Origin of the sequence: Prevotella sp. HMSC077E09 (genome assembly GCF_001814685.1) — a bacterium.
Lineage (GTDB): Bacteria > Bacteroidota > Bacteroidia > Bacteroidales > Bacteroidaceae > Prevotella > Prevotella oris.
Genome location: NZ_KV817575.1, coordinates 28833 through 50150 on the forward strand (window position 1 = coordinate 28833; position 21318 = coordinate 50150).

The 21318-nt window shown below is 45.4% G+C and carries 16 protein-coding genes; 7 read left to right on the forward strand and 9 right to left on the reverse strand.

Annotation, left to right across the window (positions count from 1 at the left end; all coding sequences use genetic code 11):
* Positions 1 to 12: 12 nt before the first annotated feature.
* Together HMPREF2983_RS09020 and lptB are read right to left on the reverse strand one after the other, a co-directional pair.
* Positions 13 to 291, reverse strand: a complete 279-nt coding sequence (locus tag HMPREF2983_RS09020; RefSeq protein ID WP_246829388.1) for an NRAMP family Mn2+/Fe2+ transporter — start codon at positions 289 to 291, stop codon at positions 13 to 15.
* Positions 292 to 436: 145 nt separating this feature from the next.
* The gene (gene lptB / locus HMPREF2983_RS09025; RefSeq protein WP_210400377.1) at positions 437 to 1216 is read right to left on the reverse strand and encodes an LPS export ABC transporter ATP-binding protein; all 780 of its coding nucleotides are present in this window, start codon (positions 1214 to 1216) and stop codon (positions 437 to 439) included.
* A 137-nt stretch (positions 1217 to 1353) separates the two neighbouring features.
* On the opposite strand from lptB, the gene HMPREF2983_RS09030 reads away from it, so the two are divergent.
* Together HMPREF2983_RS09030 and HMPREF2983_RS09035 are read left to right on the forward strand one after the other, a co-directional pair.
* Positions 1354 to 2112 (forward strand): MlaE family ABC transporter permease, encoded by a 759-nt coding sequence (locus HMPREF2983_RS09030; protein WP_004374211.1) that lies wholly within the window; start codon positions 1354 to 1356, stop codon positions 2110 to 2112.
* On the forward strand, positions 2109 to 2906 hold the full coding sequence (locus tag HMPREF2983_RS09035) for an ABC transporter ATP-binding protein (protein ID WP_004374210.1): 798 nt from the start codon (positions 2109 to 2111) through the stop codon (positions 2904 to 2906). Before HMPREF2983_RS09030 ends, HMPREF2983_RS09035 begins: the two co-directional genes overlap by 4 nt.
* Before the next feature lie 207 nt (positions 2907 to 3113).
* Here HMPREF2983_RS09035 and HMPREF2983_RS09040 read toward each other — a convergent pair whose 3' ends face one another.
* From HMPREF2983_RS09040 to HMPREF2983_RS09070, 7 genes are all read right to left on the reverse strand, one after another.
* Positions 3114 to 3506 (reverse strand): hypothetical protein, encoded by a 393-nt coding sequence (locus tag HMPREF2983_RS09040; protein WP_070667811.1) that lies wholly within the window; start codon positions 3504 to 3506, stop codon positions 3114 to 3116.
* A gap of 53 nt (positions 3507 to 3559) precedes the next feature.
* Complete coding sequence (gene der, locus HMPREF2983_RS09045) at positions 3560 to 4873, reverse strand: ribosome biogenesis GTPase Der (protein ID WP_004374206.1); 1314 nt, start codon at positions 4871 to 4873, stop codon at positions 3560 to 3562.
* 189 nt (positions 4874 to 5062) lie between these two features.
* On the reverse strand, positions 5063 to 5944 hold the full coding sequence (gene era / locus HMPREF2983_RS09050; RefSeq protein WP_070667812.1) for a GTPase Era: 882 nt from the start codon (positions 5942 to 5944) through the stop codon (positions 5063 to 5065).
* A gap of 98 nt (positions 5945 to 6042) precedes the next feature.
* Positions 6043 to 7062 (reverse strand): beta-ketoacyl-ACP synthase III, encoded by a 1020-nt coding sequence (locus HMPREF2983_RS09055; RefSeq protein WP_004374202.1) that lies wholly within the window; start codon positions 7060 to 7062, stop codon positions 6043 to 6045.
* On the reverse strand, positions 7062 to 7247 hold the full coding sequence (gene rpmF / locus HMPREF2983_RS13585) for a 50S ribosomal protein L32 (protein ID WP_004377354.1): 186 nt from the start codon (positions 7245 to 7247) through the stop codon (positions 7062 to 7064). The genes HMPREF2983_RS09055 and rpmF overlap by 1 nt, the downstream gene beginning before the upstream one ends.
* Positions 7248 to 7276: 29 nt before the next feature.
* Positions 7277 to 7804 (reverse strand): YceD family protein, encoded by a 528-nt coding sequence (locus tag HMPREF2983_RS09060; protein ID WP_070667813.1) that lies wholly within the window; start codon positions 7802 to 7804, stop codon positions 7277 to 7279.
* Between the two features lie 736 nt (positions 7805 to 8540).
* Positions 8541 to 9704 carry a sensor histidine kinase gene (locus tag HMPREF2983_RS09070; RefSeq protein WP_070667815.1) on the reverse strand — a complete coding sequence of 388 codons (1164 nt, stop codon included), beginning with the start codon at positions 9702 to 9704 and terminating at the stop codon, positions 8541 to 8543.
* A 325-nt stretch (positions 9705 to 10029) separates the two neighbouring features.
* Between HMPREF2983_RS09070 and uxuA the strand changes: the two genes are divergently transcribed.
* The 5 genes from uxuA to HMPREF2983_RS09095 all read left to right on the forward strand — a co-directional run bounded on the left by uxuA (position 10030) and on the right by HMPREF2983_RS09095 (position 21302).
* Positions 10030 to 11295 carry a mannonate dehydratase gene (uxuA, locus tag HMPREF2983_RS09075; protein WP_070667816.1) on the forward strand — a complete coding sequence of 422 codons (1266 nt, stop codon included), beginning with the start codon at positions 10030 to 10032 and terminating at the stop codon, positions 11293 to 11295.
* Positions 11296 to 11316: 21 nt separating this feature from the next.
* Positions 11317 to 12903, forward strand: coding sequence for a mannitol dehydrogenase family protein (locus HMPREF2983_RS09080; RefSeq protein ID WP_070667817.1), 1587 nt, complete (start codon positions 11317 to 11319; stop codon positions 12901 to 12903).
* Positions 12904 to 14008: 1105 nt separating this feature from the next.
* Positions 14009 to 16363, forward strand: a complete 2355-nt coding sequence (locus HMPREF2983_RS09085; protein ID WP_070667818.1) for a glycoside hydrolase family 3 N-terminal domain-containing protein — start codon at positions 14009 to 14011, stop codon at positions 16361 to 16363.
* Positions 16364 to 16398: 35 nt separating this feature from the next.
* Entirely contained in the window at positions 16399 to 17769 is a 1371-nt protein-coding gene (locus HMPREF2983_RS09090) for an alpha-L-fucosidase (RefSeq protein WP_070667819.1), read from the forward strand.
* 224 nt (positions 17770 to 17993) lie between these two features.
* Positions 17994 to 21302, forward strand: coding sequence for a SusC/RagA family TonB-linked outer membrane protein (locus HMPREF2983_RS09095; RefSeq protein ID WP_246829391.1), 3309 nt, complete (start codon positions 17994 to 17996; stop codon positions 21300 to 21302).
* Positions 21303 to 21318: the final 16 nt, after the last annotated feature.

Genomic DNA, 21318 nt, shown 5'->3' on the forward strand with positions numbered 1-21318 from the left:
GAAGCCAAAGACCTAATTATGCCAACTCTGCCCTAACAAGAGGAAGAACGTAGCTAATGCAACGACAACATTAACTATCATAGCAAATACAAACATCAGCCAGCCGGCAAGCTTTCCTTTCGCTATACCAAAATTAAAAGAACATATAGCAATCACGATTATTCCCACAATAAAAAGAAACGGAATAAGCTCATCCGGCGCAGAAGTGAGCTGAAAATAAGCCGGAAACAACTGAAAAACAAACCACCCTAACAAATAAACTATCCATTGATACTTTATGAATTTTTCCATAATATACATGTATTAGTGAAACATAATTCTATGAACCAGCTTGCAATAGGCCTATTATACACATGGGATTACTTACGAGCAATGCTGAATTTCCTTTCATAGGGTTCGGCCTTTCCCATTTTGTTTTGTTTCCTCCTCTACTCTTTTACCTCTCGTAAGCCTCGTCTTCTTCATTGGGTTTGAACTTTCTGTAGACGAAGTTCTCGCTCAGATAATTCTTGCGTACTACGGGATTGGCTGCCAATTCCTCGGAAGAACCATGAAAAAGAATGCGACCTTCGAACAAGAGATAAGCGCGGTCGGTGATGGATAGCGTTTCCTGCACGTTGTGATCGGTAATGAGAATGCCGATGTTACGATATTTCAAGCGCCACACAATGTGCTGAATATCCTCCACAGCAATAGGGTCTACGCCCGCAAAAGGCTCGTCGAGCATGATAAATTTGGGGTCGATGGCCAAGCAACGTGCTATCTCCGTACGGCGGCGTTCGCCTCCCGAAAGCTGGTCACCCTTGTTCTTTCGCACCTTGTTCAGACGGAACTCACTGATGAGACTCTCCAATTTCTCGAGCTGTTGAGTATGCGAAAGCTTCGTCATTTCAAGCACTGCCATGATGTTATCCTCAACACTCAGCTTGCGAAACACGCTGGCTTCCTGCGGAAGATAACCTATACCAGCCCGCGCCCGCTTGTAAACGGGGTAGTTGGTAATCTCTTCATCGTCGAGATAAACATGGCCTTCGTTGGGTACAACGTTACCCGTTGTCATATAGAAAGACGTGGTTTTGCCCGCACCATTAGGCCCGAGAAGTCCTACAATCTCACCTTGTTTGACGTTGATGCTTACCCCATTGGCCACCGTTCGTTTGCCATAGCGTTTCACAAGGCCTTCTGTTCGGAGCGTTGTCAGATGTGTTTCGTCCATATTTTCTTTCATTTTGATGCAAAGTTAGTTGAAATCAAGAGGATAACAAAATAAAAAATCAAAAACTATAAGGTTTATAGCAGTTTTTCAGAGGAATTTGGTTACTTTTGCAACAAATAAGAATAAGGATAATCATCATGTTTATTTTCAAGCTGTTCTATAAATACCTCACCACTTTCGGGAGCTATCTGCTGCTGATGGGACGGTCGATTGCCGTGCCGGAAAGAATGAGAATGTTTTTCAAACGCTATGTCAAGGAGATGTCACAACTTGGTGTCGACTCCATCGGTATTGTACTTTTGATTTCGTTTTTCATTGGTGCAGTGATTTGCATCCAGATGAAAGTCAACATTCAAAGCCCCTGGATGCCTCGCTGGGTGTCGGGATATACAACGCGTGAGATTATGCTGTTGGAGTTCTCGAGCAGTATCATGTGTTTGATTTTGGCAGGAAAAGTGGGGTCGAACATCGCTTCAGAATTGGGAACAATGCGCGTAACGCAGCAGATTGACGCCCTCGATATCATGGGAGTGAACTCTGCAAACTATCTGATTTTGCCTAAAATATTGGGGTTGGTAACGATGATGCCGTTCTTGGTTGTATTCAGTTCGGCCCTCGGAATCCTTGGAGCTTACAGCACAGCTTACATCGGACACATGCTCTCTCCTGATGATTTGACCCTCGGCATACAGCATTCTTTCAACGCATGGTTTATCTGGATGAGTATCATTAAGAGCATGTTCTTTGCCTTTGTCATTGCCAGTGTGTCGTCATTCTTCGGCTATACGGTCGAAGGAGGCTCTGTTGAAGTGGGTAAGGCGAGTACGGATGCCGTGGTTTCCAGCAGCGTTTTGATTTTGTTCTCAGATGTATTCCTAACCCAGTTACTGTCATGATAGAAGTTAAGCACCTATATAAATCGTTCGGAGATAAAGAGGTATTGAAGGATATCAATGCCGTTTTTGAAGACGGGAAGACCAATCTTATTATCGGACAGAGCGGTAGTGGAAAGACGGTTCTCATCAAGAACCTCGTCGGACTGCTTGAACCTACGAGTGGAGAAGTGCTCTATGACAACCGCAACTTCGTCACAATGTCGAAGAAAGAGAAAGTGTTGATGCGGCGGGAAATGGGTATGATCTTCCAAAGTGCAGCGCTTTTCGACTCTCTCTCAGTATTGGAGAACGTGATGTTCCCCTTGGATATGTTCTCAACAATGAACTATCGGGAGCGCGTGAAGCGTGCACAGGAATGCTTGGACCGCGTGAATTTGATAGATGCCCAGCAGAAGTTTCCGGATGAAATATCGGGAGGTATGCAGAAACGTGTGGCCATAGCGCGGGCCATCGTACTCAATCCGAAGTATCTTTTCTGTGATGAGCCGAACTCGGGGCTTGATCCTAAGACGTCATTGGTTATTGATGAACTGCTTTCGGGCATCACTAAAGAATTCAATATCACGACTATCATCAACACACACGACATGAACTCGGTGATGGGAATTGGCGAAAACATCATGTTTATCTATCATGGACGCAAGGAATGGCAGGGCAACAAGAATGAAATCATGAGCTCCACAAACAAGAAACTCAATGACCTTGTCTTTGCAAGCGACCTGTTCAGGAAAGTGAAAGAGGTGGAAACGGAAGGTCACAACACGCACAACGTCGAAAAGAGAGAAGCGAAATAGAAAGTATCTCTACCCAATTCTTCCCTAAAGAATGAGGGATATAAAATGCAGATAAACTCTAAGCTTTATCCTTTTACCATGCTAAGAATCTGTAGTGGCTTATTCGATAAAGTCAATTATCCTATTTATAATTACGTTTTTCTTCAGAAGTTTAATTCATAAAGCAAACTACTCCCCTCTCCTTGGAGAGGAGTTGGAGGTGAGGCTTCACCTCATATACCACACTCCCCCACGCTCAACCATTGGCACTATCACCTGTTCCTTGGTCTTATCGCCATAGGAAAACATCAGGAAAGCATTGCCGGTGTGGTGCAAGGTATCAATAGTGGCACTGCGGATTGTGATTTCTTTGATGCCCTGATGTTCTTTGTTCTGCTGTGCAATAAACATCTTTGCATTGTCAATCAACTGTTCACGATAGGAAGAGGGAATGCTGTCAGGGCGAAAAGAGCCATCGACAAAGGCCGCATAATCATCATGAAGCAGATAATCATAATAGATTTTAGCCGTCTTTCCAACAATCTCTGCGGCATCTTTTTCCTGCTTCTTACAACCGAAAAGCAAGCATGAGAAACATATAAAAAACAGGACTTTCTTCATAGAATCTATAAAAAAGCCTCCTTCCCTGCACGCGGAAGGAAGGAGGAAACTATTTATTTCTGACGGATAAACACATTGATAGGACAACCATGCATGCTCCAATTCTCGCGTATCTTATTCTCCAAGAAGCGGCGGTAGTTCTCCTTTACATACTGTGGCAGGTTGGCATAGAACACAAACGAGGGTATCTGGGTGTTCGGAAGCTGCGTACAATACTTGATTTTGATGTATTTTCCCTTCACACTCTGTGGTGGATAAGCCTCGATAATCGGCAGCATTACCTCGTTAAGCTTTGAAGTTCCCACGTGCGTTTTACGGTTCAGATAAACCTGTTTGGCCGTTTCGAGCACACGGAAGATGCGTTGTTTGGTCAAAGCTGAAGCGAAAATAATGGGGAAGTCAACGAAAGGTGCCATGCGATTGCGTATGGCTGCCTCGAAAGTATCTATCACTTTCTGCGACTTCTCCTCTACTAAATCCCACTTGTTTACCACGACAACAAGACTCTTGTTGTTCTTCTGAATGAGCTGGAAGATATTCATATCCTGCGCTTCAACACCGCGGGTAGCATCCAACATGAGTATACATACATCGCTGTTCTCAATGGCTCGGATAGAACGCATCACGCTATAAAACTCCAAGTCCTCGCTAACCTTGTTCTTACGACGTATACCTGCGGTATCAACAAGATAGAAATCGAAACCGAACTTGTCGAACCTTGTGTAGATACTGTCACGCGTTGTGCCTGCTATCTCGGTCACAATGTTGCGATCTTCACCAATGAAAGCATTGATGATACTGCTCTTTCCTGCATTCGGGCGACCCACAACAGCAAAGCGCGGGATTTCATCTTCAATGGTTTCTGGGTTTTCCTGTGGCAGCTTGTCAACGATCATATCAAGCAGATCGCCTGTACCTCCACCAGTTGCAGCACTGATACACTGCGGTTCGCCTATGCCCAACTTATAGAATTCGGCTGCCTCGTAGTACTCACTGCTATTGTCAACCTTGTTAGCAACAAGGATAACAGGCAGCTTTGCACGGCGAAGAATTGTGGCAACATCCTCATCCCAGTCGGTAACCCCTGTGGTAACATCGACAAGGAAGAGCACCAAATCGGCCTCTTCTGTGGCAACAAGCACCTGACGGCGTATTGCATCTTCAAATATATCATCGGATTTTACGACCCAACCGCCTGTATCTACAACTGAAAACTCCTTTGCATTCCATGAGCATTTGCCATACTGACGGTCGCGAGTTGTGCCTGCCGTGTCGCTGACAATGGCGCGACGAGATTGCGTCAAGCGGTTAAAAAGCGTAGACTTACCTACATTCGGGCGGCCTACAATAGCTACTAAATTTGCCATACTGTTTGTTTAATTTCTGAAGTTATACATTCTTCGGCCCTCCTTTTGACGGAGAGTATGCCCTCTTTCTATTCAGGGCCAAATATTTTTCCTTATTTTCTGTTCTTTCAAACAAGCTTTTTTGCCAACCCGCAAGCTCGTTTTTCTCCCTTTAGGAATGTTGAAGCAGGTTATAGGAGAGGTTTCCTTTTACTCCGGATTATACCCAAAGCTATCCAATTCCCGTTGTGATGAGCGCCAGTCTTTGTCCACTTTGACGAACGTTTCGAGGAAAATCTTCTTGCCAAAGAACTTTTCCAAAGCCTTACGTGCCTCCGAACTAACTTTCTTCAAGGCTATACCTTGATGACCAATGATAATTCCTTTCTGGCTGTCGCGCTCCACATAAATCACTGCATTGATATGAATGACAGAGTCGTTTTCCTTAAATCGCTCCACACGTACCTCTACACTATAAGGTATTTCCTTATCATAATAGAGCAAAATCTTCTCGCGAATGATCTCACTTACAAAGAACTTAGCCGGCTTATCAGTAAGCTGATCCTTATCGAAATACGCAGGTGACTCGGGAAGAAGCTCCTTAATACGTTTCAAGAGCATATCAACACCAAACTTATTCTTGGCAGAAAGAGGCAAAATCTCTGCGTTGGGAAGCAGCGAGTGCCATTTCGTTACAATGTCACCAAGCGTTTTTTGGTCGCTCTCATCAATCTTATTCACTAAGAGAAGCACAGGAATCTTCATCTTCTTGACCTTATCAAGGAACTCCATATTCTTCTCCGGGTTCTCTACAACATCAGTAACATAAAGCAGAATATCGGCATCTGTGAGTGCGGATTCAGAGAAAGCAAGCATCATCTCCTGCATCTTGTAGTTGGGTTTCAACACTCCCGGCGTATCAGAAAACACGATCTGACAGTCATCTGTATTGACAATTCCCATGATACGATGACGCGTTGTCTGCGCCTTGAACGTAGCAATACTGATGCGTTCGCCGACGAGTTGGTTCATCAGCGTACTCTTTCCAACATTCGGATTGCCTACAATGTTTACGAAACCTGCCTTATGCATAATGTCATTCTGTTATTGATTGTTTCAAACAGAAAAACGCATCATCTTATTATACAAATAAGAAAGATGCGTTTCTCTGTATATATGGTCTGTCAAGACTACTTCACCATTGCAGCAGAAGCACCGTCATAGGCCCACTTCAAATAAGAAGCACCGTTGACAAAACCTGCTCCAAACGCTGTCAATATAATGTTATCACCTTTCTTGAGGTCTTTTTCAAAGTCCCAAAGAACCAATGGCATGCAAGCAGCACTCGTGTTTCCATAGCGCTGAATGTTTACCAATACCTTCTCCATCGGTGCACCAATACGCTTGGCTACAGCTTCTATAATACGCAGATTAGCTTGATGTGTAACGACATAGTCCACATCATCCATCGTAAGATGATTGCGCTTGAGTATCTCTTCACAGTCATCACCCATGGCAGTAACGGCATAACGGAATACGAAACGCCCCTCCTGATAGGTATAATGCATACGATGATCAACTGAATAATGCGATGAAGGACAAACCGACCCGCCTGCTTTCACATGCAGGAAAGGTAGTCCTTTGCCGTCTGTACGATGGTAAGAATCAATGAGTCCGATGTTCTCTTCCTCTGTCGCTTCCACCATAACAGCACCTGCACCATCACCAAACAGCGGACAAGTAGCGCGATCCTGATAATCGGTTATTGATGACATCTTGTCTGCTCCAATAACGATGATACGCTTATGGCGGCCACTTTGGATCATATTACAAGCCACATCAAGTGCATACATGAAACCACAGCAGGCAGCAGAGAAGTCGAATGCAAACGCATTCTTCAGTCCAAGCTTACCCAAGACGATAGATGCCGTCGAAGGATGTATGTAATCTGGGGTGGTAGTTGCTACGAGAAGTGCATCAATGCTATCGGGATCAACACCGGTTTTCTTTATCAAGAGCTTTGCAGCCTTGCGCGCCATATAGGACGTTCCGAGTCCTTCTTCAGTCAGAATACGGCGTTCCTTAATGCCCGTTCGTGTGACTATCCACTCATCATTGGTGTCAACAATGCGTGAAAGTTCCTCATTATTGAGGACATAGTCGGGCACATAGCCGGCAACACCAGTGATGATAGCGTTGATATTTCCCATTATTCAGCTACTTCCTTAACAACAGCAACCTTGCCTCTGTAGTAACCACAAGTAGGACATACAGTGTGGTAAACATAATAAGCGCTACAGTTTGGACATACTGCCAACGTAGGAGCTACTGCCTTATCATGCGTTCTTCTCTTGAGTGTACGAGTCTTTGACTGTCTTCTTTTAGGATGTGCCATAATCTTTTAACTTTTAATCTTTAACTTTTCTATTCTTCTAATCTCAAATCGGATAGTGCTTCCCAACGTGGATCCACTGCATTCTCATCTTCATCCCCACTACTTCGGGTAGCAGAATGCGCTTCGAGCATACTTATCATAGCAGGGTTGCATTTTCCAGGTGCATGCACATGCTTGATGGGGATATTGAGTTCAATGGATTCATAGACAAACCATGCGATATCGAGTATTCCTTCTTCCTCGGCCACCGTCACAAGATCGTCTTCCTCTGAGTAGCTTTCTCCGAACTTAGCAGCCATTCGGCAATCTGCCTCTATAAGCTGATCCATGTCGTCAAGACAAAGATCACAGGGCACAACGACGCTGCCAACAGTATGAAAGTCCACGTCAAAATAATCATCAGTGCGGTTCACTGTTACCGTTGTGTGTAGCCGACCATGTTGCACATCAGCAGTCTCAAGCGACTGAAAAAATGCATCATCAAAGTCAAACTCAAGGACATTCTGCCCTTGTTCCAACGCTTTCAGGTCGATTTTATAGACTTCTGAACTTCCCATACGGGCTGCAAAGTTACAAATATTTTCTGAAATTAACCAATGAAAGCGTTAAAAAAATATTATTTCCACTACGTGTTTAAGCAGCCAACAGCTTTGTCAACCATTCAAACTACCAACAAATATCTTAATATCAACATTTCATCTACCCACTATTTTTCAACATAATTCAACTTGATATCATCGATATCGCTTGTCTATATTAATTAAGGTACACATTCGTGCAACGTCTTGAAGCGTTCTGTTTCTCATCATTCAGTCCACAATCTTCCCTTTTAATCAATGTCACCTCCCCTCTTTCTCCACCATAATTTCTTTCTTTCCACTCCTTCAAGCAAGCTGAATGATTTGTAAACTAAATTCAAACCAAATTTGGAATCGCTGCAAAAAATCATTATCTTTGCCGTAGGGAAGGAAGCATGCATGCCTTCCCTTTTTTGTTGACACGCACCAAATAAGGATGCAATCTGCGTCATATTGCATCCTTATTTGCGTCAAAACACTGCGTGATTTGCGTCAAAATACAAGATAACATGACAGAGAATGCAAGCTGACATGAAGCAAAATGCAATGGATTTCATAGGAAAATGCACTTTTATATGAGTTTACTCAGATTTCAAGAAGCTGCTCAACAGACAGAGACTGTATTCATTTTTTACTATTTTCAATGCCGTTTTTCAAACTGAAAACAGCTGAAGAAGAGGTGTTCTAAAGGGAGATAAACCGTCGGCAAACCTTTTCACAACTCAGGAAGTATGATGCGAAACGTGGTGCCTTGCCCCACTTCAGATTGCTTGACGAATATCTTTCCATGATGATATTCCTCAACAATGCGTCGTGCCAGCGACAAACCAAGGCCCCACCCGCGCTGCTTGGTCGTGAAACCGGGGCGAAACACGTTCTTCATGTCCTTCTGTCGGATACCTTTTCCCGTGTCAACAAGGTCAATCACGACCGTCTGTTCCTTTTGCATAACATAGATATCTATGCGACCGCTTCGACCTTCCAAGGCATCAACAGCATTCTTGCAGAGGTTCTCAATGACCCATTCAAAGAGCGAAACATTGAGGTTCAGCATCACTTTTTCAGCCGAAGCATGCAGCATGATGACCACCGTGCGCGACGTTCGACTGTCCATGTAGGCCACAACTCGCTGCAACACAGCTATCAAGTCGGCCTGTTCGGGCGTGGGTTGAGAGCCGATTTTCGAGAAGCGGTCAGCGATAAGCTGAAGCCGTTTCACGTCGTTGTCCATCTCAGAAAGCAGTTTATCATCGGGATAAGCCTCTTTCATAATCTCCATCCAGGCCATAAGACTGGAAATAGGTGTGCCGAGTTGATGAGCCGTTTCCTTGCTCAAACCTACCCAAACATGGTTTTGTTCGGCACGTTTCAAGGTCAGAAGTGCGAAAACAGCAAGGCCGGCAAAGAGCAAAATGACGCCCAACTGGACATAAGGATACCAGGACAAGCGGCGCAGAAGCAACGACTCGGCATAGCATACATCAATATAATCGTTGCGGTTGTCAAGCATAATGCGGATGACATGACCGTCAGTGCGCATGCGTTGAGCTTGGGCAACGGCGTCTTTTATACTGTCTGCCTGGTTCTTTCCCTGCAGTTTTACATTGCGATAGGTCTGAACATGCCCCTGTCGGTTAATGACAATCACTGGAATAGTGTGGTTTTCATTGATTACTTTCAATACAAGTGCAAGATCGGTATGCTCATCTGCTGCGTTCAAAGAACGCATTGCTTCGGCCCATACCTCCATTCGCGTGGCCTCTTCCTTGGCCAAATCGCTGATGAGAAGATGAGAAACCACCACGGAAGCAAAGGCTATCAGCACGGCAACCATGATGAAAAGAAGGCGTATGTTGTGCAAACGGTCAGTCCACTTCATATCTTCTACAACGTGTTTTCTCTTGGTTTATTACTTACAAAGGATGTATAAGCATTTTATTCCAACAGTTCACGCAGCCAAACGAAATTCCAATCCGCCCCGCACTGCAGTGTCTTCGCTTTCCTTTTTCAGGCAACAAGTTGAACTTCTTGCTTTTTCTTACCCGTTAATTTGCAGTTTACACAGCAATTCATTAACTTTGTCAAATCTACCGAAACAGACCGAAAACATGCTAAGTTTGCGCAAAGAGAGGTGCAACTTCAAGATAATCGGCCCATGAAGAAAAACAAAAGAGAAGAAACAATCGATTAAAATCTAAAATAAAATGGAAAGAACATGGAGATGGTTTGGCAAGAATGACAAGATTACGCTGGCCATGTTGAAGGAAATCGGAGTAGAAGGCATCGTCACTGCACTGCATGATGTGCCGTTAGGTGAAGTGTGGACACGCGAGAAAATCCACGACCTCAAGACGTATATCGAAAGCTATGGCATGCGCTGGAGCGTGGTGGAGTCGCTGCCTGTGACTGAAACGATCAAGTATGGTGGCTCAGATCGCGACCAACAGATAGAGACTTACAAGATAAGTCTGCGCAACTTAGCCGCTGAAGGCATACATACGGTTTGTTATAACTTCATGCCTGTGCTCGATTGGGCACGTACCGATTTGCTCCATGCCAACCCAAATGGCAGCAGCAACTTATACTTCAGCATTCCCGAGTTCGCCTATTTCGACATATATATCCTCAAGCGTGAGGGAGCAAGAGAAAGCTGGGCAACCTTCAAAACCCTCGGTCCTGACGGGCAACCCAATGGCCGTGACATTCTGAAAGAGGTTGATGCATTAGCCAAAACCATGACTCCTGAGAAAGATCATGCCCTCGTTGAGAACATCGTTATCAAGACTCAGGGCTTCGTTAGCGGCAACTTCAAGGAAGGAGACGAGCATCCTGTGGAGCTGTTCCGCGAACTTCTTGCGCTCTATAAAGGCATTGACAAGGCTCAACTGCGTGAAAACATGCGCTATTTCCTAAGTGCCATCATGCCGGTTTGCAACGAATGCGACATGTATATGTGTGTACATCCCGATGATCCACCATTCCAAATCCTCGGACTTCCACGCATTGTAACCTGTGACGAAGACGTCCGGTGGTTCCTGAATGCCGTGCCCGACAAGCACAACGGACTGACCTTCTGTGCCGGAAGCTTATCAGCCGGTGCACAGAACGACCTGACAAAGATGGCCGAGAAGTATGCCAACCGCACTTGGTTCGTGCATCTGCGCAGCTGTCATGTGTTTCCTAATGGCGATTTCACAGAGGCAAGCCACCTCGGAGGAAGGGCCGACATTATCGAACTCTGCCGTATCTTTGAGAAAGAAGAGCAGTGCAGGAAAGACAATCCCAATGTAGCGAGACTGCCGATGCGCGTAGATCACGGCATGACTATGCTGGGAGATGAGACCAAAGGCTATAATGCGGGCTACAGTTTCTTAGGCCGTATGTTTGCAATGGGACAGGTTCAAGGCATTCTGGCGACTGTCGACAACGAACAAGGCATCAGATATCAGCAGCCGGGATTTTATGACTAATCAAACTAAAACATATATATCATGAAACTGACAGAACTATTAAGCGACAGCTATAATGCCGAAGAATGGAGAAACAAGGGGTATGAACTGCCACAGTTTGACATCAGAGCCGTGCGTAAAAATACCTTTGAAAACCCCACATGGGTACACTTTGGGGGCGGAAACATCTTTCGTGCTTTCCCCGCGGCTATCTTGAATGATGCGCTGAACACGGGAAAATATGACCGCGGTGTCATTGTTGCAGAGACTTTCGACTATGAGGTCATCGACAAAGCCTATACGCCTTATGGCAATCTTTCGCTGCTCGTAAGTCTTCAGTCATCGGGAACGATCGAGAAGAAAGTCATTGCCAGCGTGACCGAAGCCCTCAAAGCCGACCCTCAGTTTACCGATTGGAAGCGATTGACTGACATCTTCTGCAAGCCTTCCTTACAGATGATATCATTCACTATCACTGAAAAAGGATACAGTTATAATGAAGATGATTTAGCACGTGGCATGACTCCGGTCTTTGCCTTGGGTAAGGTGACGGCATTACTCTATGAGCGTTACAAGGCAGGAAGGCTCCCGTTGACCGTTCAGAGCATGGACAACTGCTCGCATAATGGCAGTAAAGTGCAGGCAGGAGTATTTGCCTATGCTGAGCGTTGGGCCAAAGACGGACTTGTTCCGCAGGAGTTCGTGGACTATCTGAAAGACGAAAGCAAGATCACTTTCCCTTGGTCGATGATTGACAAGATTACTCCGCGCCCCCATGAAAAGGTGAAAGCACTCTTAGCTGCTGACGGATTTGAAGACAACGACTATATCGAAACCACCCGACACACCTTTACCGCGCCTTTCGTGAATGCCGAAGAAACGCAGTATTTAGTTGTTGAAGACCACTATACCAACGGACGTCCGCCTCTCGATTTAGGCGGAGTGCTCTACACAACGCGCGAAACCGTGGATAAAGTAGAAACGATGAAGGTCACCACTTGCCTGAACCCATTGCATACAGCCATGGCTATTTTCGGCTGTCTGCTTGGCTATGACCTCATTTCTGCAGAGATTGCAGACGCCGACATCCGTGCCTTGGTGCAGAAAATAGGGTATATCGAGGCCATGCCCGTTGTGGTTGACCCAGGTGTTCTCAATCCTTATGAGTTCATTGGTGCCTTCATCAACAAGCGCTTACCCAATCCGTTCATGCCCGACACGCCACAACGCATCGCCTCTGACACGTCACAGAAGCTGTCCATTCGCTTTGGGGAAACCATCAAGAAGTATATTGCGCGCGGTTTAGACAAGTGTAATCTCATCCTTATCCCCTTGACTTTGGCCGGCTATGCCCGCTATCTGAAAGGCATTGACGACGTGGGAAAGCCTTTCACTCCGTCGCCCGATCCACTGCTCGATGAACTGCAAAGCATCGTTGCCCCACTTGAAATCGGCAGCAAAAAGCAAGACTTCAGCTGTCTGAAAGAGCTCTACAGTCGCAAGGATATATTCGGTTTAGACCTCTATGAGGCTGGTCTTGGCGAACAGATTGAAGCCTTTGTCAAAGAACTCTATGCCGGAAAGGGAAGTGTGCGCTCAGTGTTACACCGCTATACTACGACAAGATAAGCCACAAGAATAAACAGATGAAGCGCTGCATCTCTCATAGCTGCAGCGCTTTTTCTTGTGGATAAAGTAAAAAGCACCATGAAAGCACCCCCTGCTTTCTTATGCTTACGCTCACTATACCCATGCAACGGTTCTGCATAAATACGTATATGAATGTATAAATTGCAAATTCTCAAAGTTGTTTACAAATTCAGTCGTAAGCTTTGAATATTTGAAAAGCAAGGCATCCTCATGCTAAACCATCGCCGATTTTTAATGAGTTACAAAGCACTGACTGTCAAAACGTTACAAAACTCCACAGAAAACACAACATAAAATCATGCTGAAAATCGCTGCAATCTGCGTCAAATCACCGCACAATCTGCATTGAAACACACCATAAAATAAATGAAACAGCAAGGTAAAGTGACTGAGATTGCAAGGCAAGAGGACTGAAATGAGGAAATCCAAGCACTGAAATCACTTCAAAACAGCACCGAAATTGTCTTTTCATTTCTATTTGGTCATCCCTGAAAATGTTAAAAACTGACAAGGAACTTTACAAGAGAGCCACAACATCACAGGGCAATTGCGCAGAAACCTGCATATCAGTTAAGCGTTCAAAATGAAATACATACCTTTTCATATCGCTTTATTCATTTCGTTTTTATAATATAATAAAGAAATGTATTAAGCTATATTTCCACCTAAGAATAAGCATCCAATCAGACGAATTGCCTGTGAAAATGTTGCTTTTTCAAAAATATTTTAAAATTTCCTTGCTTTTATCATTGCTTATTGTTATCTTTATCGCCGAAATACTTGTGTGCAGAACAAGCAGTGTTCATAATACCATGCAAAAGAATACTACAGAGCTACCTACATAGAAAGCATCTTGAAGCGAACGCTGCACACGACATGAACCTTATTAAATGCCAATAAAATGAGCTATGGAACAAAGCGATAATCTATCTATGCCATTATCTTTTTTAATGTCATGCCCATTGCCATATGATGAAATGCCTTGTCAAAAAGGCATCAACGGCTATGTGTCGAGCCGCTGCAGACGGTCTTCTTAAAGTTTGTTATCTGCATAAGGAAATCTCAAGAACAAATCAAAGTGCCGATGAACATCGCGATAAAAAAGCGACTGCTGACCTTAGTTTTGCTGCTCTCTGCTTGCAGTCTGTGCCCGACTCTCCAAGCAAAAGGTGACTATCCTTATCGAAATGCGAAGTTACCTACCGCTGAACGTGTGGCCGATCTCCTCAATCGTATGACGCTTGAAGAGAAGATCGGTCAGCTGAGATGCTTGTTGGCATGGGACTACTACACGCTACAGCAAAACAAAGTATATCCTTCTGACACCTTCAAGAAAGACATTGCAGAAGGCAACATCGGCATGCTTTGGGCTACGTTCCGCGCTGATCCCTGGACAAAAAAGAGTCTGTCCAACGGTCTTACCCCCTATCTGGCAGCACAAGCAGCCAACACTTTGCAGAAATATGCTATCGAACACACGCGCTTAGGCATTCCTCTGTTCTTTGCAGAAGAAGCTCCTCATGGGCACATGGCTATCGGGACAACGGTTTTCCCTACAGGATTAGCGCTTGCTGCCACATGGAATACAGACCTTACCGAAACGACAGGGCAATGTATAGCACGCCAGATCAGGTTGCAAGGAGCACACATCAGTTTCGGCCCTGTACTCGATTTGACAAGAGATCCGCGTTGGTCGCGCGTGGAAGAAAGCATGGGGGAAGACCCTGTTCTGACAGCCTGCATGGGGGCAGCAATGGTGAAAGGTCTTGGAGGAGGAAAGCATTCACAACCTTATGCCACAATCCCGACACTGAAACACTTCGTGGGTTATGGTACTACAGAAGGCGGACAGAACGGCTGTCAGACGATTGGTGGACTGCGAGATATATGCCAAAACTTCTTCCTTCCATTTCAGAAAGCGATTGAAGCAGGGGCAACTTCCGTCATGACTTCCTATAATTCGATGGATGGCATGCCCTCAACAGCCAATGAATGGCTCTATAATGACGTTCTGCGCAAACGTTGGAATTTCACCGGATTTGTTATTTCAGACCTCTACAGTATTGACGGATTATGGCATACGCACCATGTGGCGCACACACTGACTGAGGCAGGTGCAATGGCACTGAAAGCCGGAGTAGACGTTGACTTGGGCGGACGTGCCTATCAACGGTTGGCCGAAGCCGTGGAGAAAGGGTGGGTAAAAGAATGTGTTATCGACTCTGCCTGTGCCCGAATACTGCGTATGAAGTTTGAGATGGGACTTTTCGAACATCCTTTCGTCAATGTACGTGCAACACAAGATATCAACAACACGGTCGACAAGGATGTGGCATTGAAAGCTGCGCAGCAACTCATTACGCTGTTGAAAAACCAAAACAACACCCTACCTCTCAAGAGAAACATCAAGATTGCCTTAGTGGGCCCTAACGCGGACAATGCTTATAACATGCTGGGGGACTACACGGCACCGCAAAAAGAGGGCAATGTGAAGACCGTATTAAGGGGCATTCAGTCTAAAATCTCTATGCAACAGATTAAATATGTGCAGGGATGTGCCATCCGAGATACTGCCAACAGCACTATTCCCGAAGCCGTTGCCGCAGCACGGTGGGCTGATGTTGTGATAGCAGTCGTAGGTGGTTCGAGTGCCAGAGATTTCAAAACGAATTATCAAGCAACAGGAGCAGCCGAAGTGAACGCCCAACAAATGAGCGACATGGAGTCGGGAGAAGGCTATGACCGCGCCACATTGTCGTTATTGGGACGGCAGAATGAACTGTTAGCTGCCTTGAAACAAACAGGCAAGCCACTTGTGGTAGTCTATATTGAAGGGCGTCCGCTGCAGAAGAATTGGGCTGCTCAACATGCCGATGCACTGCTCACGGCCTATTATCCAGGGCAGGAAGGCGGACAAGCTATCGCCGATGTACTCTTTGGTGACATCAACCCCGCGGGCCGTCTGCCTATCTCCGTGCCTGCACATGTAGGCCAGTTGCCCTGCTATTACAATAAGCGCATGCCCGCTCCCCACGACTATGTAGAGATGAAGGCAGTGCCATTATATGCCTTTGGCTTCGGACTAAGCTACACAACATTCCATTATGACAACCTAAGAATAGAGAAACGCGGTGCCAATCGGTTTCATGTCACCTTTGATGTCACCAATACGGGCGACAGAGATGGTGAGGAAGTGGCACAGCTCTACATGCACGATCAGGTGGCATCCGTAGTTCAGCCGATACTGCAATTGAAACACTTCGCACGCATCTTCATACCAAAGGGGGAAACTAAACAGGTGGCATTCGACATTCTCCCAGAAGATCTGACGTTTATCGGAGCAGATATGAACCCCACCATTGAACCTCGTCCGATAGATGTCTGCATAGGAAGTGCTTCGAACAATATCCTGCTCAAAAGTACCATAAATACAGAATAAACAGGTAATATACCCTTATCGAACAGTCAGCAATTATGAACATCAAGAAAATAGTATTGGGCATTATGGCCCTCATCACCTCAATCACAGTCGCTGCACAAGGCGATGTGTACAAGCGTTCGCAAAGCTATGAATGGCCTACCGACCCACTTGTGGTGAGAAAGCTCAAGCAATGGCAAGACTTGAAGTTTGGTGTGCTCATTCATTGGGGACTTTATGCCGTACCGGGAATAGTGGAATCATGGTCTATCTGCGATGAGAATTGGATTTCACGTGACACGACAAAGACCTATCAACAATACAAAGAGTGGTATTGGGGGTTGTGCAAGCAGTTCAATCCCACACGATTTGAACCAGAACAATGGGCCTCAACGTTTAAGAATGCAGGTATGAAATACATGCTGTTCACCACGAAGCATCATGATGGTTTCTGCATGTATGACTCTAAACAAACCGATTTCACCATTGCCCAACACGCATTTCGTGACAATCCTAAACGCGATATACTGCGCCATGTGCTTCAAGCATTCCGCAACAAAGGCTTCATGATTGGCGAATACTATTCAAAACCCGACTGGCACTCACAGGACTATTGGTGGGATGTCTATCCAATCAAGCACGGACGCAATGTCAACTACGACATCAAGCAATGGCCCTGGCGATGGAATGCGTTTAAGAAATTTGTCCATGCACAAACAGAAGAGCTGCTGAGCAACTATGGCAAGATAGACATTCTGTGGCTTGATGGCGGATGGGTATGCAAGAAAAACCAGCAAGACATAGACATGCCACGCATTGCCTCGCGTGCAAGAGAACTTCAACCCGGTCTGATTATCGTCGACCGCACTATTCATGGGCCATACGAAAACTATCAGACACCCGAGCGAACTATACCTGAAAAGCAGCTCAACTTCCCTTGGGAAAGCTGTATCCCGCTATCGAATGACTGGGGATGGGTAAGACATCCCGCATGGAAAACATCGACTAAAGTCATCAATACGCTCGTAGAAGTGGTGGCAAAGGGTGGAAATCTCGTGTTAGGTGTAGGCCCAACAGCAGAAGGACGCATTCAACCCGAGGCCGTCAGTCGCTTGGACAGCATTGGCCAATGGCTGCAACGGTATGGACAAGCAATTTATAACACAGTGACAACACCCTATTACAATGAGGGGAAACTGTGGTTCACAGTCAGTAAAAATGGTCAACAACGCTATGCAGTCTATGCACTGCAAGACCATGAGCCTTTGCCAAAGACACTCTCATGGCAAGTGCATACGCCCAAAAGTGTCATGCTCCTTGGCACAAAGAAGAGGCTCAAAATGATCAAAACGCATGATGGGAAAGTCACTGTTACCCTGCCGACAGGCATGAAGACCGAGCCTTTTGCATTGCAACTGAACATGTAAGCGAAGGAATCTTCCAAAGGAAAACTGGAATGATTACACGCTCAACACACAAAGAAACAATAATATTCAGCAAGAAACAACTCTTTAAACCTAAGCACAATATGTTATTATCTAAATCTATTACTCAGATGAAGCAATCGAGATGTCTTTATCAAAGCGTTCAGAGAACGGCTTTGGTAGCTTTATTTCTATTGTTTACAGTCATCACCTATGCACAGAACTTTATGGTGAAAGGCTGTATCAAAGATCAGGCAGGCGAACCTATTGCAGGCGCCACAGTGAAAATCCTTGGCACCTCTTCCGGAGGTGTTTCCGACGTTGATGGCAACTACTCCATCAAATGTTCTGCTACAGCAACGCTTGAATTCAGCTACATTGGTTTCTCAACAAAAGCCATTGATGTGAAAGGAAGAAAGACCATTAACGTGGTTTTAGACGAAGGAAGTCAGAACATAGACGAGGTTGTAGTCACAGCACTTGGTATAAAGAAAGATGCCAAGAAGTTGGGCTATGCTGTCAGCTCCATTGGTTCGGCAGATTTGAACCGCACAGGTTCGGCAAGCATTGCATCCGGACTCTATGGTAAGGCCACTGGTGTGAGAATTCAATCTGCACCAGGAAGCAACTCCGCAATCTCTGTATCGGTACGTGGTCTGTCATCTATCACCGGCAATACACAGCCATTATTGGTATTAGATGGTGTGCCAATCCATAATGGGAACGCCAACAACAGTGACTATTGGACAAGTCAACGTATCACAGCCAATGGCTTGGTTGACATCAATCCGGAGGATATTGAGAACATCTCTATCCTGAAAGGCGCGGCAGCATCAGCCCTCTATGGCTCTGAAGCGGCCAACGGTGTGATTATGATCACTACAAAATCAGCTACAAGAGGCACTGGTACCCACATTGACTTCAATGCAAGCATTGGTTTTGACAAAGTTGCCTACATGCCGGATATACAGAAGAAGTTTGGTCCCGGCTATGACAACTGGGCATTAGGTGACGGCGAAGAGGCTGCAACTGGCTTCCGCAAAGTTTACAAAGACCGTTCAGGAAACACGATTACGACCCCACGTGCGACCATCTATTCATACGGCCCAGCCTATGACGGCAGTAAATCGGTGACTTACTTCGATGGCAACACACGTCCATATAGCCCCATCAACCATAATCAGTGGGCCGATATCTTCCGCACAGGTATCAACCAGAATTATAACATTGCTATCACAAACGGCACTGAACACAATAATGTGCGCTTCTCTTATACTTATAATCAGACGCGCTCCATGCAGTATAATTCAGAGAACAGCCGTCATAATTTCAACTTAGCCGGGGCATATGACGTTACGCGCGACATCAAGTTGAACTATTCTGTAAGTTATCAACCACAGCGAATCAAGAACCGTCCTTATCGCATTAGCCGTCTGACCAACAACTATTCAGGTATGTTTGGCGGATATACCGACATTGCCTACATTCGCAATCACACTGTCACCAGTCTCGGTTACATGAATAATGTTGCGCAAATCAACGGTGGATCTCCCAACACTATGACTCCCGATGAAACATTCCTGTATTCTCCAATGGGTTCAACCTCATTGATCAGTGAATACTTCTGGAAAGTGTTCAGCAATAATGAATATGTCAACCATGAACGCTTCATGGGTGCTGTCAACCCCACATGGAAGATTATCGATGGGCTAACACTTAGCGGACGTGTAGCAACCGACATGACAATTGAGAAGATTGAAAACAAATATAACACCGAAAATTCACACACCTTCTCAACCAACGGACAATACAGTGACTATTATGGACTGTCAAACAGCCGTTATCGCATTTATTATGGAGATATCATGCTGACCTATGACAAGACTTTTAATCAGAAACATAATATCACAGCCAGTGCCGGTTGGACAGGTCGTCGCGAAGACTATTATTTCTCAAGTGTCAATACCAACCAAGGACTTACACAGGAGAACTGGTTCCACCTGAATGCTTCTGTCGGCACAAAGAGTGCTAACATGGTGAAAGAAGACCAACTCAGAACCGGTCTTTTCCTTACAGCAAGCTATGGTTATGACAGCTGGCTCTATCTCGAAGGAACCACTCGCCAGGAAAAGACCTCTACACTGAAGAAGGGAAACAATACATTCTATTATCCTTCTTTCAGCGGTAGTGTCATCTATACAGAACTCATGAAAGAGAAAAGACCTACATGGTGGGACTATGGAAAGCTGCGCTTATCATACGGTGTTGTAGGAAACTCCCCCTCTATCTATCGTGCAAACATGGCTTATAACCAAGGTAGCATCACCCGTTCCACTACCTACACCTATAATTATGTACCGACCGACATTGGTAATGAGAACATTAAGCCCGAGCGCAAGTATGAATATGAAATCGGTATTGAGAACAAATGGTTCAACAACCGACTCGGAATGGAACTCAGCTACTACTATAATGACATCAAAGATCAAATCCTCACCACGACTTCTGCATCTTCAATGGGTGCAAAAAGTATGCTGATGAACGTTGGAGAGCTAACCAACAGCGGTCTTGAAGCCAGTCTCTATGGCACTCCAATCCTAACAAAGGACTGGCGACTCAACCTGAACTTCAACATCGCTTTCAACAAAAACAAGGTCAAGAAACTGGCCGACGGCTTGGATGTACTTTCTCATATGACAGTCGATAATGGCGCAGCAAGCTTAGAGTCGCATGTCGGCGAATCCATGGGCGACTGGTATGCCTACACCTATAAGACCGACGACAAAGGCAACCGCATTGTAGGCAGCAACGGTCTCTACATGACCGACACCTCTACTCGCCACAAAGTGGGCAATGCCATGCCTAAAGCTACTGGTGGTTTCGGTGGAATGCTGAACTACAAGAACTTCGCACTGACCTTCAACTTCGACTTCCGTATCGGAGGAGATGTACTCAACTTGCCATGGCAATACATGATGGATGCCGGTAATATTAAAGATGCTGTGGGCGTGCGCAATGCTGCAACAGGTGGTATTTACTATTACAGCGACACCGATAAAGCCAGTGACAAAGGCTCTCTCCACAGAGTTAATCCTGCGGATATACCCAATTACAAGCGCGGAGAAACCAAGATCAACGGTCACCTCGTATGGGACAACGGTCTTATTCAGAAAGGCGTGAAAGAAGATGGCACACCGAATGACATCATCGTTACCCAATTCGAAGTCAATGACAACCAATACGGATGGGGTACAGGTGCAACACAAAGCTATGCCGATGCCATTCAGAAGAACAGCTATGTGAAATGCCGCGAGATTACATTTGCCTATACTCTTCCCAAATTGATTACGAAGAAGTTCCACTGTAACACCCTCACGGTGTCAGCTTATGTACGCAATCCATTCTACATCTATCGCAGTCTCAAGCTCTTCGACGCAGAAGCTACCGATGGTACAAGCTGGATCTATCAGGCACAGATTGGCGGCACAACAGCTACCTCACGCTCGTTCGGACTCACACTCCGTGCAAACTTCTAACATGTATAAAATTAAA

Excerpts from the sequence above, each read along its gene's own strand:
- HMPREF2983_RS09055 (WP_004374202.1), bottom strand. The coding sequence starts at position 7,062 with ATGGGAAATATCAACGCTATCATCACTGGTGTTGCCGGCTATGTGCCC.
- HMPREF2983_RS09060 (WP_070667813.1), bottom strand. The coding sequence starts at position 7,804 with ATGGGAAGTTCAGAAGTCTATAAAATCGACCTGAAAGCGTTGGAACAA.
- HMPREF2983_RS09020 (WP_246829388.1), bottom strand. The coding sequence starts at position 291 with ATGGAAAAATTCATAAAGTATCAATGGATAGTTTATTTGTTAGGGTGG.
- HMPREF2983_RS09095 (WP_246829391.1), top strand. The coding sequence starts at position 17,994 with ATGGTGAAAGGCTGTATCAAAGATCAGGCAGGCGAACCTATTGCAGGC.
- HMPREF2983_RS09090 (WP_070667819.1), top strand. The coding sequence starts at position 16,399 with ATGAACATCAAGAAAATAGTATTGGGCATTATGGCCCTCATCACCTCA.
- HMPREF2983_RS09035 (WP_004374210.1), top strand. The coding sequence starts at position 2,109 with ATGATAGAAGTTAAGCACCTATATAAATCGTTCGGAGATAAAGAGGTA.
- HMPREF2983_RS09030 (WP_004374211.1), top strand. The coding sequence starts at position 1,354 with ATGTTTATTTTCAAGCTGTTCTATAAATACCTCACCACTTTCGGGAGC.
- der (WP_004374206.1), bottom strand. The coding sequence starts at position 4,873 with ATGGCAAATTTAGTAGCTATTGTAGGCCGCCCGAATGTAGGTAAGTCT.
- uxuA (WP_070667816.1), top strand. The coding sequence starts at position 10,030 with ATGGAAAGAACATGGAGATGGTTTGGCAAGAATGACAAGATTACGCTG.
- era (WP_070667812.1), bottom strand. The coding sequence starts at position 5,944 with ATGCATAAGGCAGGTTTCGTAAACATTGTAGGCAATCCGAATGTTGGA.
- HMPREF2983_RS09080 (WP_070667817.1), top strand. The coding sequence starts at position 11,317 with ATGAAACTGACAGAACTATTAAGCGACAGCTATAATGCCGAAGAATGG.
- HMPREF2983_RS09085 (WP_070667818.1), top strand. The coding sequence starts at position 14,009 with ATGAACATCGCGATAAAAAAGCGACTGCTGACCTTAGTTTTGCTGCTC.
- lptB (WP_210400377.1), bottom strand. The coding sequence starts at position 1,216 with ATGGACGAAACACATCTGACAACGCTCCGAACAGAAGGCCTTGTGAAA.
- rpmF (WP_004377354.1), bottom strand. The coding sequence starts at position 7,247 with ATGGCACATCCTAAAAGAAGACAGTCAAAGACTCGTACACTCAAGAGA.
- HMPREF2983_RS09040 (WP_070667811.1), bottom strand. The coding sequence starts at position 3,506 with ATGAAGAAAGTCCTGTTTTTTATATGTTTCTCATGCTTGCTTTTCGGT.
- HMPREF2983_RS09070 (WP_070667815.1), bottom strand. The coding sequence starts at position 9,704 with ATGAAGTGGACTGACCGTTTGCACAACATACGCCTTCTTTTCATCATG.